We start from the raw sequence: 14,170 nt of genomic DNA, 5'->3' as shown, positions 1-14,170 counted from the left end.
GGAACGGAGCGGAGGCAACGCGACGGCGTGAAGGCCGGTGAAAGACCGGTGGAGGCCTCGATCCTTGCACGGGCCTCCCGAGGTCGCGCAAGCCCCCCATTACCGATGGGTAGTCATGTCCGTTTTGACGGCCGAAGTCGGATCACCGAGTCGACAAGTCACCCTTTGGATCCGGCCTCACACGGTGTCCGGAACCGGTATCGGCCGCTTCTCGATCGCCGCCGCCATCACTTCGGGGAAGAGATCCGGCGTGCACGCGAACGCCGGTGCCCCCAGTGCCGCGAGCGCCGCCGCGTGCTCCCGGTCGTAGGCCGGCGCCCCCTCGTCCGACAGCGCGAGCAGCGCCACGAACTGCACCCCCGACGCCTTCATCGCCGCCACCCGCTTGAGCATCTCGTTCCGGATCCCGCCCTCGTAGAGGTCGCTGATGAGGACGACGACGGTCTCGGCCGGCCGGGTGATCTGCGACTGGCAGTACGCCAGCGCCCGGTTGATGTCCGTACCGCCGCCGAGCTGGGTGCCGAACAGCACGTCCACCGGGTCGTCGAGCTGGTCGGTGAGGTCGACCACCGCCGTGTCGAAGACGACGAGCCGGGTGTCGATCGACCGCATGGACGCCAGCACCGCCCCGAACACCGAGGCGTACACCACCGACGCGGCCATCGACCCCGACTGGTCGATGCAGAGCACCACTTCCTTCTTCACCGACCGCGACGCCCGCCCGTACCCGATGAGCCGCTCGGGCACGATCGTCCGGTACTCCGGGAGGTAGTGCTTGAGGTTGGCCGCGATGGTCCGGTTCCAGTCGATGTCGTGGTGGCGGGGCCGGTTGATCCGGGCGCTGCGGTCGAGGGCGCCGGTGAGGGTGGCCCGGGTGCGGGTGGCCAGCCGTTTCTCCAGGTCCTCGACGACCTTGCGCACCACCGCCCGTGCCGTCTCCTTCGTCGTCTCCGGCATCGCCTTGTTGAGCGAGAGCAGGGTGCCGACCAGGTGCACATCGGCCTCCACCGCCTCCAGCATCTCCGGTTCGAGCAGCAGCGCGGCCAGGCCGAGCCGGTCGATGGCGTCCCGCTGCATGACCTGGACGACGGAGGACGGGAAGTACGTCCGGATGTCCCCGAGCCAGCGCGCCACCGACGGCGCCGACGCCCCCAGCCCCGCCGAACGCTCCCGCCCCGGCTGCGCCGCCCGGTCGCCCTTCCCGTACAGCGCGGCCAGCGTCCCGTCCATCGCCGCGTCCCGCCCCGACAGGGCGCACCCGGTGCCGTCGGCGGCCTCGCCCCCGAGCACCAGCCGCCACCGCCGCAGGCGCTCCCGCGCGAGATCGCCGGGAGCGGTCCCGCCGTCCGTCGGTTCCGCCGTCATCTCCCCACCCCCACAAGCTCGTTGTCCGGTGTCGTGTCGTCGAGGCCGAGCAGCAGCCGCAGCACCGGCAGTACGGCGTCCGCCCGCTCCTCGTCCGCCTCCGCGCCGAAGCCCGGGGTCCCGGCGGTCCGCCCGGGCCCCTGCGTCCGCTCCCCCGGGCCGCGCCGCACCAGCTCGCCGAGCGTTCTGCGCACCCCCGGCTCGTACGCCGAGAACGTCCGCCGCAGCAGCGGCAGTACGTCCGTGAACGCCTCCGCGGGCACCCCGGTCAGCCAGGCGTCGACCAGGCCGAGCAGCCGCTCGTCGTGCACCAGCAGCATCCCGCCGCCACCGCTCCCCCCGACGAACCCCTCGATCCAGGCCGCCGCGTCCGCCGGCGGGGTGCCCGGCGAGAGCACCAGCCCCATCAGCCGGGCCGCCTCCTCCGCCTCCAGCTCCCCCTCGTCCAGCAGGATCCGCACGGCCCGCCCACGCAGCACCCCGGCCACGGTGTCCCGCCCGGCCAGCGTGCGCAGCACGGCCCGCCAGCGACCACGGAGGCCGTGGTGGGCGTGGTGGCCGGAATCGCCCGCCTGCGCCGTCTGCGCCGTCTGTGTCTGCGCGGTCTCGGCCGCTGCCCCGCTGGTGTCGGCCGCCGCCCCGGTCCCGGTCTCGCCGAGCAACGCCACCGCCGTGTGCACCGCGTCCACATGGCCGCGCATCTCCTCGGCCGCGTCCGCGTCGAGTGCGGCGCAGGCCGGGGGGAGTCCGACGAAGACCCGCTCGGCGAGGCCGCCGGCGACCTCCGCGAGCGCCCGGGTGTCGGTGCCCCGTACGTCGCCGTAGCGCAGCGAACGGACCAGGGCCGGGAGTGCCTGGGCGAGCCGGCCGACGTCCGTGTCCAGCGCGGCCCGGTCGGCGAGCGCCCGCATCACCACGGGCAGCGCGTCCGGCAGCCCGGCGAGCAGGCAGTGCTCGGCGAGCGCGGTGACCTCGGCGAGGGCGCTCGCGTCGGCCGCGCCGGCGGCGGCCCTGGCCGTCGCCGCACCCTCCACGGTCGTCCCCCACACCCCGGCCTCGGCCACCCGCACCGACAGCTCCGGTTCCCAGCGCAGCCGCCAGGTCTCCCGGAACGTGCCGGTGCTCCCCCGGGACTCCGTCGGCTCGCCCCATCCGATGCCGAGCAGCCGCAGCCGGTGCAGCAGCCGGCTGCGCCCGGTGTCCGTGTCCTTGCGCAGGTCGAGCTCCAGCTCGCGCTCCAGCGCCTCCGGCTTGAGCCGGAGCCGGCGCTGCTCCCGGGCCAGGTCCCGCTGCAGGGGCACCGCGGGCGCCGCCTCCGGCACCTCCCCCAGCACGTCTCCGACCACCAGCCGGTCGTGCACCAGCGCCAGCGGGACGTCCGAGCCCTCGCAGAGCACCGCCCGCACCGCGTCGGTCGTCTCGCCCAGGCCGGGCAGCGGCCGGCCGCGTATCACCGCGAGGGTCTCCGCCAGCCGTACCGCCTCGATGACATGGGCCGAGGACACGATCCGGTCCTCCTCGCGGAGCAGCCCGGCCACCTTGATGAGCCACCGCTCGACCGGCCGGTCCGGGGCGCGGAACAGGTGTCCGTACCAGCCCGGCGAGTCGATGCCCGCGCCGTACCCGCTCGCCCGGGCCAGCCGGCGGTTCGTCCACGGCACCCAGGTCATGTCCGTCCTGACCTTGGGCAGCCCCTTCAGCAGCTCCTTGTCGGCCGCGACGGTGCTCCTCGCGCGCAGCGCCGGCACATGCCAGGCCCCGCACACCACCGCGACCTGCTCGCCGAACTCCCGCTGCGCGGCACGCAGCCGGAGCCTCATGTACGCCTCCCGCACGGGGTCCCGGTCGCGTCCGCCGGCCCCGTACGTCTCCCGCAGCGCCTCCATCGCCTCCGCCACCGCGGCGAAGGGCGCGAACACGTCCCGCTCGCCGGCCGCGCCCCGGTGCTCGACGACGTCCTCCCACCACCGCTCGGGGTCGTCGTAACCGGCGGCCTCGGCGAGGGCGGCGAGCGGATCGACGCGCAACTGCCGCGCGGTGCCGGGCTCCTCGGCTTCGGCGTCCGCACCCGCCTCCGTACCCTCCTTCTCCTCCGCCGCCGCTTCCTCCGCCTTCCCCCACGCCAGGGTGTGCGTGGCCGGGAGGTCGATGAAGCGGGCCGGGACCTGGTGCTCCAGGGCCCAGCGGACGGCCACCCACTCGGGGCTGAAGTCGGCCAGCGGCCAGAAGGCCGAGCGGCCGGGCTCGTCCACGGCGTGCGCGAGGAGGGCGACCGGCGGCCGCATCTCCGGGTCGGCGGCCAGCGGGATCAGCGCGTCCGCCTCGGGCGGCCCCTCGATGAGCACCACCCGCGGCCGGGCGGCCTCCAGGGCGGCCCGCACCGCCCGCGCGGAGCCGGGCCCGTGGTGCCGTACCCCCAGCAGCAGCGGCCCGGTCCACCGCCACTCGGTCTCGCTCACGCGCTCACCTCCCGGCAGGCGCGGTAGAAGTCCTTCCAGCCGTCCCGCTCGCGGACGACGGTCTCCAGGTACTCCTGCCAGATGACCCGGTCGGCGGCCGGGTCGCGGACGACGGCCCCGAGGATGCCGGCCGCGACGTCGCCCGCCCGCAGCACTCCGTCCCCGAAGTGGGCGGCCAGGGCGAGGCCGTTGGTGACGACGGAGATCGCCTCGGCCGTGGAGAGCGTGCCGCTCGGCGACTTCAGCTTGGTGCGGCCGTCGGCCGTGACGCCGTCGCGCAGCTCGCGGAAGACGGTGACCACCCGGCGGATCTCCTCGATGCCGTCGGGCGCGGCGGGCAGCTCAAGGGAGCGGCCGATCTGGTCGACACGGCGGGCCACGATGTCGACCTCGGCGTCCGGGCTCTCCGGCAGGGGCAGCACCACGGTGTTGAAGCGGCGGCGCAGGGCGCTGGAGAGATCGTTGACGCCCCGGTCGCGGTCGTTGGCGGTGGCGATCAGGTTGAAGCCGCGGACCGCCTGCACCTCCTGGCCCAGCTCCGGGATCGGCAGGGTCTTCTCGGACAGGATCGTGATCAGGGTGTCCTGGACGTCGGCCGGGATCCGGGTCAGCTCCTCGACCCGTGCCGTCATGCCCTCCGCCATGGCCCGCATGACCGGGCTGGGCACGAGGGCGTCCCGGCTCGGGCCGTTGGCCAGCAGCTGCGCGTAGTTCCAGCCGTAGCGGATCGCCTCCTCCGGGGTGCCGGCCGTGCCCTGCACCAGCAGGGTCGAGTCGCCGCTGACGGCGGCGGCCAGGTGCTCGGAGACCCAGGTCTTGGCGGTTCCGGGCACGCCGAGCAGGAGCAGGGCGCGGTCGGTGGCGAGGGTGGTGACGGCGACCTCGACGATGCGGCGCGGGCCGACGTACTTCGGTGTGATCACCGTGCCGTCCGGCAGGGTGCCGCCGAGCAGATAGGTGGCCACCGCCCACGGCGACATCCTCCAGCGGGCCGGGCGCGGCCGGTCGTCCTGCGCGGCCAGCGCCGTGAGTTCGGCGGCGAAGGCGTGCTCGGCGTGCGGTCGCAGCGCGCTGTCGACGGTCGTCGGGTCGGTCGGTTCCACGGACACAGTCATGGCTGAGGCCCCCTCCAGCTCGGCCGGTTCGGATCTGGTGTCCACCGTGCACCACGCCACTGACAATCGCCCTGACCTGCACAAACGAGCTCGCAGGGTCGATTGTCAGTGGGGGGATCTACCTTCGATGGCATGACTCAGCAGGGGGTGCGCTGGAGTGCGGACCAGGTGCTGGCACTGGCGCCTGACGCCGCGTCACGCAAAGCGGGAAGCAAGCTCGGCGCGGCGGGGCCGTGGTCCGGGGCGGGGAGCAGCGAGGAGGGGACGGTATGGGGACTGTGCAAGGGCAGCGGCAGCAAGCCGTACCAGACGGTCGTGGACATCGCGGACCCGGCGGGGCCCGCGTACAAGTGCAGCTGTCCTAGCCGGAAGTTCCCCTGCAAGCACGCCCTCGGGCTGCTCCTGCTCTGGGCGGGCGAGGACGACACGGTGCCGGCGGCGGACCGAGCGCCGGACTGGGCCGAGCAGTGGATCGCGGGCCGGCGCGGGCGTGCGGAGGACAAACGGACGGCGAGCGGCGGGAGTTCCCCGGCAGCCGCCGACCCCGAGGCGGCCCGGCGCCGGGCGGAGAAGCGGGCCGAGCGGGTCACCGCGGGGGCCACGGAGCTGGAGCAGCGTCTGACCGACCTGCTGCGCGGCGGCCTGGCCGCGGCCGAGCAGACGGGGTACGGGCTGTGGGAGGAGACGGCGGCCCGGATGGTCGACGCCCAGGCACCCGGACTGGCCGCCAGGGTGCGCGAGTTGGGGGCGATACCGGCCTCCGGACCGGGCTGGCCGGTGCGGCTGCTGGAGGAGTGCGCGCTGCTGCACCTCCTGAACCAGGGTTGGCTGCGCCGCGACCGGCTGCCGGACGCGCTCGCCGCCACGGTCCGCTCCCGTGTCGGCCTGCCCGCCTCGGCGGACGGCCCGCCGGTGCGCGACCGCTGGCTGGTCCTCGCCCAGTACGACACGGTGGACGCGAAGCTGACGACCCGCCGGATCTGGCTGCACGGCGCCGACTCGGGCCGTACGGCGCTGCTCCTCTCCTTCGGCGCGGCCGGCCGCGCGCCCGAGTTGGCGCTGCCGGTCGGCCTCGCCCTGGAGGCGGAGCTGTCCGCCTACCCCGGCGCGGTCGGCCACCGGGCGGCGCTGGGCGAGCGGTTCGCCGCGCCCGCTCCCCTCTCCGTACGGCCGCCGGGCCTGACGACGGAGCAGGCGGCGGCCCGCTACGGGGAGGCGCTGCGCGAGGACCCGTGGCTGGAGTCGGTGCCGGTGACCCTGGACCGGGTCGTGCCTGTCCCGGACGGCGACTCCTGGCAACTGGCCGACGCGGCGGCCGAGTGCGCGCTGCCGCTGTCTCCCGTAGCCCGTTCCCGGCCGGGTCTGTGGCGGCTGGTCGCGCTGTCCGGCGGCGCCCCGGTCACGGTCTTCGGCGAGTGCGGCCACCTCGGCTTCACCCCGCTGACGGCCTGGCCGCAGGGAGCGGGCCAGGCGGTGCCGCTGTGCTGACCATCGGCGACCGAACCGACTCACAGAAGGGGAACCCCGTGACCGCTTGGGAGGAGCTCGTCACCACGGCGCTGCTGGGCACGGACCGGCGGCCGCCCGCGACCGGTGGGCCCGGCCGGGAGGCGCCGCCGGCCCTGCTGGACGAGGCGGCCATGGCGACCGTACGGCGACGGGCCGGACTGCGGCCGGCGACGGCACCGGCGGCGCGCCGCCCCGAACCGGCCCCCGCGGACCCGCGCCCCGCGCTGCCCGCCGCCGCGGCGCGCAGGCTGGCGATGCTGCTGTCCGACCGCCCCGGCACCGGGACCGGCGGCCGTCGGGGCACCTCACCCGACCTGATGGAACTGCTGCCGCAGTGGCTCGCGGCGGCCAACGCGCACGGGTTCGCCGCACCCCCGCAGACGCTGCCCGCGCTGCTGGACGCGGCCCGGGGCCGTACCGACCTGCGGTCCGCCGCGCTGGCCTTCGCCGGACCGCGCGCGCTGTGGCTGGCCCGGCTCAACCAGGACTGGCGGTTCGCCCTGCGCGCGGCCCCCGGCGATGGCACGGCCCTGCCCGATCCCGAGGACGCCGAGGCGACAGGGAGGTTGTGGCAGGAGGGGCTGTTCGCCGAACGGGTCGCGCTGCTGGCCGCGCTGCGCGCCCGTACACCCGGGGCGGCGCGCGAGTTGCTGGCCGGGACCTGGGCCACGGAGCGGGCCGAGGACCGGCTGATGTTCCTCGACTCGCTGCGCACGGGCCTGGCCGCCGGGGACGAGCCGTTCCTGGAGCAGGCGTTGTCGGACCGCAGTCGTAACGTACGCACGACGGCGGCCGAGTTGCTGTCCGCGCTGCCGGGTTCGGCGCTGGCGGGACGGATGGCGGTGCGGGCCTCGGCGTGTGTGGCGGTCGACCACACCGGGAACGGTCCGGTGATCGCGGTGGAGGCGCCGCCCGAGTGCGACGCGGGCATGGAGCGCGACGGGGTGGTGGCCAAGCCGCCGACCGGCCGTGGCGAACGGTCCTGGTGGCTGGGGCAGTTGGTGGAGGCGGCCCCGCTCACCACCTGGCCGGCGCGGCTCGGCGGCCGTACGCCCCGGGAGATCGTGGCGCTGCCGGTGGCGGACGGCTGGCAGGGCGAGTTGCACGCGGCCTGGTGCCGGGCCGCCGTACGGCAGCGGGACGCCGAGTGGGCGAGGGCGCTGCTCGGGGTCCCGGCAGCGCCGGAGGCGGGCGGTCCGGGGGCGGTGTCCCTGGCCGAGCGGGCCAAGCTGCTGGGCACGCTGGCGGGCGGGGTGCGGGCCGACTGGGTGGCCGGGTTCATCGCGGCACACGGCCTGTCGGAGGCGTTCCAACTGCTCGGCGTGTGCGCCGTACCGTGGTCCGCGCCCCTCGGCCGGGCCGTGGTCGACGCCCTCGACATCGCGCGGGACGCGGGGAGTTACCCCTGGAGCTTCAGCGGGGTGATGGGCCTCGCCGAGCGCTGTCTGGACCCGGCGGAGGCATCCCGGCTGGACGGCCTGCTGGCGGTACCGGACGAACGGGAGGACGCGTCACCTGGAGCCGGCGGTTACTGGGCGGAGGCGTTCCAGCGCCTGGTGACGACACTGAGACTCCGGGCGGCGATGCTGGCGGAACTGGAACACACCCCGTAAGACGCGGCCCGTAAGGGGCGCGGGGAACTGCACGACAAGCCACGACGGCGCCGCGCACGCTCCGGCACCGCACCCGGACGTCGGCCCACCGCAACCGCGGCCTACGCCTCCGTCGGCTGCCGGACGTTCTCCCGCACCCACTCCACGATCGACCCCGTCGTCGCCCCCGGAGTGAAGATCGCGGCGACGCCCTTCTCCTTGAGGGGGGCGATGTCGTCCTCGGGAATGATGCCGCCGCCGAAGACGAGGATGTCCTCGGCCTCTCGCTCCTTGAGGAGGTCGATGACCGCGGCGAACAGGGTGTTGTGGGCGCCGGAGAGAATGGAGAGGCCGATCGCGTCGGCGTCCTCCTGGATGGCCGTGTCGACGATCTGCTCGGGCGTCTGGTGGAGCCCGGTGTAGATGACCTCCATGCCGGCGTCGCGCAGCGCCCGCGCGATGACCTTGGCCCCGCGGTCGTGGCCGTCGAGCCCCGGTTTGGCCACCACCACACGGATCGGACCGGCTGCCACACCCATCGCTGCCTCCATGACCATGAAACGAACGTGCCGACATCCATCCGTACCGACAAGTACCGCACATTCGGCACGTTCTACCACCCGCCGCGAGTGAACGAACGTTATCTCCAGCATCCCGCAACCGGCAGTTTCACGGAGGTTACCGAGGGGGAAATCACAGAGAGTGGGACACGTCAGGGAGCCGCAGCGTGGTCGCGGGGGAAACATACGGGCATGCGATGCGGCCCGTCGTCGTACCCTCGCCGCCTTCGCCCGGCCCCCCATGAGGGCACACGGGGGACGGAGCCGCTCTCCGCGTGCCGACAGGAGGTCGGCCGATGAAGGTCACCGAGGCACTGGAACCCTTCCTCCCGCTCTGCCGCCTCCTGCCCAGCAGACTCGCCGACCTGTCCCTGGCCCTCCTGAAGGCGACCGCCCTGGAGGCCGCGATCCTCGCCGGGCATCTGCTGCTCTACCCGACCGGCCTCACCCCGGAGCGCCGCCCGCCCGCGCAGCCCGCGCAGCCCACCGAGCGTGACGGCGCGGCCCGGCTGCCGGTCCGTTCGGCCCCGCCGGTCGTGCTGCTGCACGGTTTCATCGACAACCGCTCGGTCTTCGTCCTGCTGCGCCGCGCCCTCGCCCAGCACGGCGGCCAGCGCGTCGAGTCCCTCAACTACTCGCCGCTGACCTGCGACATCCGCACCGCCGCCGAACTGCTCGGCCGGCACATGGAGGAGATCTGCGAGCGCACGGGCAGCGACCGGGTCGACATCGTCGGGCACAGCCTGGGCGGACTCATCGCGCGCTACTACGTGCAGCGCCTCGGCGGCGACCTGCGCGTCCGCACCCTGGTGACGCTCGGTACCCCGCACGCCGGCACACGGGTCGCGCCACTCGCGGACGCGCACCCGATCGTGCGCCAGATGCGCCCCGGCTCGGAGGTGATCGAGGAGCTGACCCGGCCCGCGCCCGGCTGCCGCACCCGGTTCGTCAGCTTCTGGAGCGACCTCGACGCGCTGATGGAACCGGTGGAGACGGCCCGTATCGACCATCCGGACCTCGACGCGACGAATGTGCAGGTGACCGGCATCGGCCACCTCGCCCTGCCCGTCCACCCGGCGGTCGCCACCGGTATACGACAGGCCCTGGACGAAACACACGCGGAGGAGCGGGCAGCGGGCGGTCTGACGGTGGCCTGACGGCCGGTCCGGGCGGGCAAGGACGGCCCGACGGAGCGGGCTTGGGACCCCCAGTCATCGAACAATCATCGAACACAAGGCCAAACTCGCGCCCACCGTCCCCCGAAACACGGCCGAATGCCCGTTTCCCGAAGCCACGAAACCTGCCGAAGATTGTCGCGCCCGCATACCGCCGGGTACAGTCGCCGCACTGCTCTGGCAGCCCCTGTTGTCGAGGCGAAAGAGAAGTTGGTGAACGACCGTCACCCGTCGGGGACCATGACCACCCCGGCCCCGGCTTCCGACGCCGGCCAGGCGCACTACGCGCCGTACGGCACCCAGGAAGCCCAGTACGGCGACTTCACCACGTACGGCGACCACGCCGCTACCGGCGCCTCGTTCCACAGCGACCCGCTCTTCGGCAGCCTTCCGGGCCAGACCCAGTCCACCGGCGCGTACGACGCCACGCAGTGGCAGACGGTCGGCGACCAGACGCTGAACTACGACCCGTACGCGGCCCAGCACCACGCCGCCTACGACTCCGGCGCCTACGACAGCACCGCCTGGACCATCCCGGCGCAGGCCGCGCACCCGGCACAGGCAACGGTCGCCGACACCAGCGGCCACTGGGACGCGAACGCCTGGCTCCAGCCCGACCAGCCGGCCGCGGCCGGCGCCACCCAGCAGTGGGAGTGGGGCACCCAGGCCTTCGACACCGGCGCGTACGACGCCACACAGTGGAACACCGACGGCACCCCGGCGCAGCCCGCCGACCACGAGCCGCAGGAACAGTACGAGCAGTACGAGGGGCACCCGGAGCACGAAGAGTTCGCGGAGGACCTCCCGGCCGACGGCGGGTTGACCGCGACCGGTGAGCTACCTGCAGTAAGGCCACTGCTGGAGGACCAGGAAGAGGTCGCCCCGGACGCTTCGGCCTCGACGACACGCGCCGGCTCCCGCGCGGGGGCGCGTTCCCGCCGTCGTACGCCTCCCAAGCGCTCCGCGCTGCTGACCGTCGCCGTGCCCTCCGCGTGTGTGATGGGCGTCGCCGGGATCGCGGCCGCTTCCGTGGGCAGCCTGACCGGCGAGGGCAAGGACACCACGGCCTCCGCCTCGGACGCGCAGTCGGTGAAACCGTCCGCCGCCAACAGCAAGCTGGACGCCCAACTGAAGACGCTCTCGGCGGGCGCCGACGACTTCGCCGACCGGGCCAGCCGGACCCAGGAGCGCATCGACCTCAAGGCCCAGCAGGACGCCGAGAAGAAGAAGGCGGCGGCGGAGGCGGCCCGCAAGGAGCGGCTGCGCCCCAAGTACGCCCTCCCGGTCACGCAGAGGGGGCTCAGCGCCTACTTCGGCCAGGCCGGCGTGAACTGGATGTCCGTCCACACGGGCATCGACTTCCCCGTCTCCTACGGCACCACGGTCATGGCCGCGACCGACGGCGTCGTCTCCACCAAGTGGAACAGCGCCTACGGCAACATGATGATCGTGACGGCGAAGGACGGCACGGAGACCTGGTACTGCCACCTCTCGTCGTACCGCGTCGCCTCCGGTACGACGGTGAAGGCCGGCGATCCGATCGCGTACTCCGGGAACTCCGGCAACTCGACCGGCCCGCACCTGCACTTCGAGGTCCGGCCCGCAGGCGGCTCCGCCATAGACCCGCTGCCGTGGCTGCGGAGCCACGGGCTGGATCCCACCTGATCTCTCCGAGTGAGCAGCGAGCCCCCGCCGGCGGCGGGGGCTCATCCGACTTCTACGGCTTTTCCACTTCTACAGCTTCTCCACCGGCGCGTACCGCAGCAGCAGCCGCTTCGGCTTGGCGTCCCCGAAGTCGATCGTCGCCTCCGCGTTCCCGCCGGTGCCCTTCACCCCGACGACCGTGCCGAGGCCGAACTGGTCGTGGGTGACCCGGTCACCGACGGCCAGTGAGACCACCGGCTTCTCCGAGGTCCGCCGAGTGGCGAAGCCGGACGCGCCCGACGCCGAGGAGCGCGAGCGGGACGAGGAGAGCGAGGCGGCCACGCCCGACGCGGGCCCCGAGGACACCGGCGCCATCGCCCCGGTCCGCTTCCACTCCAGATACGCGCCCGGGATCTCCTCCAGGAAGCGGGAGGGCGGGTTGTACGACGGCTGGCCCCAGGCGCTGCGCATCGACGACCGGGTGAGGTACAGCCGCTCCCGCGCGCGCGTGATGCCGACGTACGCGAGGCGCCGCTCCTCCTCCAGCTCCTTGGTCTGGCCGAGGGCGCGCATGTGCGGGAAGACGCCGTCCTCCATGCCGGTCAGGAAGACCACCGGGAACTCGAGGCCCTTGGCGGTGTGCAGGGTCATCAGGGTGATGACGCCGTCGCCGTTCTCGTCGTCGTCGGGGATCTGGTCGGAGTCGGCGACCAGGGCCACCCGCTCCAGGAAGGCGGCGAGCCCGGCGGACTGCTCGCCCTCGCCGGACTCCTGCTCGAACTCCAGGGCCACGGCGGCGAGCTCCTGGAGGTTCTCGATCCGGGTCTCGTCCTGCGGGTCGGTGGAGGCCTGCAACTCGGCGAGGTAGCCGGTGCGTTCGAGGACGGCTTCGAGGACGGTGGCCGGTCCGGCGCCCGACTCGACGATCGTACGGAGGTCCTCCATCAGCGTGTTGAACCGCTTGACCGCGTTGGTCGACCGCGCGGCCATGCCGTACGCCTCGTCGACGCGCTTGAGCGCCTGCGGGAAGCTGATCTTCTCGCGCTGGGAGAGGGCGTCGATCATCGCCTCCGCGCGGTCGCCGATGCCGCGCTTGGGGACGTTGAGGATGCGGCGCAGCGGGACGGAGTCCTCCGGGTTGGCCAGCACCCGCAGATAGGCGAGGACGTCCCGGACCTCCTTGCGCTCGTAGAAGCGGACACCGCCGACGACCTTGTACGGCAGGCCGACGCGGATGAAGATCTCCTCGAAGACACGGGACTGGGCGTTGGTGCGGTAGAAGACGGCGACATCGCCGGCCTTCGCCTCGCCCGCGTCCGTCAGACGGTCTATCTCGTCGGCGACGAACTGTGCCTCGTCGTGCTCGGTGTCGGCGACGTAGCCGGTGATCTGCGCGCCCGCGCCCGCGTTGGTCCACAGGTTCTTGGGGCGGCGGGACTCGTTGCGCTCGATGACCGCGTTGGCGGCGGAGAGGATCGTCTGCGTGGAGCGGTAGTTCTGCTCCAGGAGGATCGTCGTCGCGTTCGGGTAGTCCTCCTCGAACTGGAGGATGTTGCGGATCGTCGCGCCCCGGAAGGCGTAGATCGACTGGTCGGCGTCACCGACGACGCACAGTTCGGCGGGCGGCAGGTCGTGCTCGGCGGGCGGTACGTCGACGGGGTGGTCAACGGTGCCGACGAGCTCGCGGACCAGCGCGTACTGGGCGTGGTTGGTGTCCTGGTACTCGTCGACCAGGACGTGCCGGAAGCGGCGGCGGTAGTGCTCGGCGACGTCCGGGAAGGCGCGCAGCAGGTTGACCGTCGTCATGATCAGGTCGTCGAAGTCGAGGGCGTTCGCCTCGCGCAGCCGCGACTGGTAGAGGGCGTAGGCCTGGGCGAGGGTCTTCTCGAAGCCGTCGCTCGCGCGGGCGGCGAAGTCCTCCTCGTCGACCAGCTCGTTCTTGAGGTTGCTGACCTGGGCGCTGAACGACTTCGGCGGGTAGCGCTTGGGGTCGAGGTCCAGGTCGCGGCAGACCAGGGCCATCAGGCGCTTGGAGTCGGCCGCGTCGTAGATCGAGAAGGAGGAGGTGAAGCCGAGCTTCTTGCTCTCCCTGCGCAGGATCCGCACGCAGGCGCTGTGGAAGGTCATCACCCACATCGCGTTCGCGCGCGGGCCGACGAGCTGCTCGACGCGCTCCTTCATCTCGCCCGCGGCCTTGTTCGTGAAGGTGATCGCGAGGATCTGGCCCGGGTGGACGTGGCGCTCGCCGAGGAGGTGGGCGATGCGGTGGGTGAGCACGCGCGTCTTGCCGGAGCCGGCGCCGGCCACGATGAGCAGCGGGGAGCCGGCGTGCACGACCGCCGCCCGCTGGTTGTCGTTCAGCCCGTCCAGGAGCGCCGCCGCGTCCAGGGCGGGGCGGGGGGCGCCGTCGCGGTAGTGGGTGTCCCGGTCCGGGGGCACGTCGAACTTCCCGCCGAACAGGTCGTCCGGAATCGGCTCCGGTACGTGCTCGTCCTCGGGCGGCGGCGGGGGTTCCTCCTCGTGGCCGCGCGGGGGCTGGAGGCTCGCCAGGAAGCTGTCGTCAAAGAGGCTGCTCATCGCTCTCCGAGTCTAGGCCGCCCCACCGACAACCGGCCGCCACCCCGAAAACTCGCCGGGGTGACCGCACGGATTCCCTCCGTCACGGCCGGTCGGCGCACGGCACGAGCGGCTCCGAGCGACCACGAGCGACCGAAAGCCGCCGCACCGATCCCGGCAAATCGCCCACACCAG

At 73.4% G+C, this 14,170-nt stretch carries 9 protein-coding genes; 4 read left to right on the top strand and 5 right to left on the bottom strand.

Annotated elements, in window-relative coordinates:
* Positions 1 to 177: 177 nt before the first annotated feature.
* Genes ACFZDK_RS02320 through ACFZDK_RS02310 form a run of 3 tightly spaced genes read right to left on the bottom strand, consistent with a single transcriptional unit; the run spans position 178 to position 4,939 of the window.
* On the bottom strand, positions 178 to 1,365 hold the full coding sequence (locus tag ACFZDK_RS02320; protein ID WP_390968912.1) for a VWA domain-containing protein: 1,188 nt from the start codon (positions 1,363 to 1,365) through the stop codon (positions 178 to 180).
* The gene (locus tag ACFZDK_RS02315; RefSeq protein ID WP_390968910.1) at positions 1,362 to 3,824 is read right to left on the bottom strand and encodes a DUF5682 family protein; all 2,463 of its coding nucleotides are present in this window, start codon (positions 3,822 to 3,824) and stop codon (positions 1,362 to 1,364) included. The genes ACFZDK_RS02320 and ACFZDK_RS02315 overlap by 4 nt, the downstream gene beginning before the upstream one ends.
* Positions 3,821 to 4,939 (bottom strand): AAA family ATPase, encoded by a 1,119-nt coding sequence (locus tag ACFZDK_RS02310; protein WP_390968908.1) that lies wholly within the window; start codon positions 4,937 to 4,939, stop codon positions 3,821 to 3,823. Before ACFZDK_RS02310 ends, ACFZDK_RS02315 begins: the two co-directional genes overlap by 4 nt.
* Positions 4,940 to 5,071: 132 nt before the next feature.
* On the opposite strand from ACFZDK_RS02310, the gene ACFZDK_RS02305 reads away from it, so the two are divergent.
* Positions 5,072 to 6,427, top strand: coding sequence for an SWIM zinc finger family protein (locus tag ACFZDK_RS02305; protein ID WP_390968906.1), 1,356 nt, complete (start codon positions 5,072 to 5,074; stop codon positions 6,425 to 6,427).
* Between the two features lie 2 nt (positions 6,428 to 6,429).
* A complete protein-coding gene (locus ACFZDK_RS02300) occupies positions 6,430 to 8,061 on the top strand; it encodes a DUF5691 domain-containing protein (protein ID WP_390970058.1) in 1,632 nt (543 codons plus the stop codon).
* A 101-nt stretch (positions 8,062 to 8,162) separates the two neighbouring features.
* On the opposite strand, the gene ACFZDK_RS02295 is transcribed toward ACFZDK_RS02300, so the two are convergent.
* Positions 8,163 to 8,579, bottom strand: coding sequence for a cobalamin-dependent protein (locus ACFZDK_RS02295; protein WP_390968904.1), 417 nt, complete (start codon positions 8,577 to 8,579; stop codon positions 8,163 to 8,165).
* 317 nt (positions 8,580 to 8,896) lie between these two features.
* Here ACFZDK_RS02295 and ACFZDK_RS02290 point away from each other — a divergent pair, with 317 nt between their 5' ends.
* Positions 8,897 to 9,757 carry an alpha/beta fold hydrolase gene (locus ACFZDK_RS02290; protein WP_390968902.1) on the top strand — a complete coding sequence of 287 codons (861 nt, stop codon included), beginning with the start codon at positions 8,897 to 8,899 and terminating at the stop codon, positions 9,755 to 9,757.
* 231 nt (positions 9,758 to 9,988) lie between these two features.
* Positions 9,989 to 11,440: a peptidoglycan DD-metalloendopeptidase family protein gene (locus ACFZDK_RS02285; RefSeq protein ID WP_390968900.1), complete on the top strand. Its 1,452-nt coding sequence runs from the start codon at positions 9,989 to 9,991 to the stop codon at positions 11,438 to 11,440.
* A gap of 69 nt (positions 11,441 to 11,509) precedes the next feature.
* On the opposite strand, the gene pcrA is transcribed toward ACFZDK_RS02285, so the two are convergent.
* Entirely contained in the window at positions 11,510 to 13,996 is a 2,487-nt protein-coding gene (gene pcrA / locus ACFZDK_RS02280) for a DNA helicase PcrA (protein WP_390968898.1), read from the bottom strand.
* Positions 13,997 to 14,170: the final 174 nt, after the last annotated feature.

Origin of the sequence: Streptomyces sp. NPDC007901 (assembly GCF_042959465.1) — a bacterium.
Taxonomy (GTDB): Bacteria; Actinomycetota; Actinomycetes; order Streptomycetales; family Streptomycetaceae; genus Streptomyces.
The sequence above is the reverse complement of the archived record's forward strand: the minus strand, read 5'-3'. Positions and strand labels throughout refer to the sequence as shown.

Excerpts from the sequence above, each read along its gene's own strand:
- ACFZDK_RS02320 (WP_390968912.1), bottom strand. The coding sequence starts at position 1,365 with ATGACGGCGGAACCGACGGACGGCGGGACCGCTCCCGGCGATCTCGCG.
- ACFZDK_RS02310 (WP_390968908.1), bottom strand. The coding sequence starts at position 4,939 with ATGACTGTGTCCGTGGAACCGACCGACCCGACGACCGTCGACAGCGCG.
- ACFZDK_RS02305 (WP_390968906.1), top strand. The coding sequence starts at position 5,072 with ATGACTCAGCAGGGGGTGCGCTGGAGTGCGGACCAGGTGCTGGCACTG.
- ACFZDK_RS02295 (WP_390968904.1), bottom strand. The coding sequence starts at position 8,579 with ATGGGTGTGGCAGCCGGTCCGATCCGTGTGGTGGTGGCCAAACCGGGG.
- ACFZDK_RS02290 (WP_390968902.1), top strand. The coding sequence starts at position 8,897 with ATGAAGGTCACCGAGGCACTGGAACCCTTCCTCCCGCTCTGCCGCCTC.
- pcrA (WP_390968898.1), bottom strand. The coding sequence starts at position 13,996 with ATGAGCAGCCTCTTTGACGACAGCTTCCTGGCGAGCCTCCAGCCCCCG.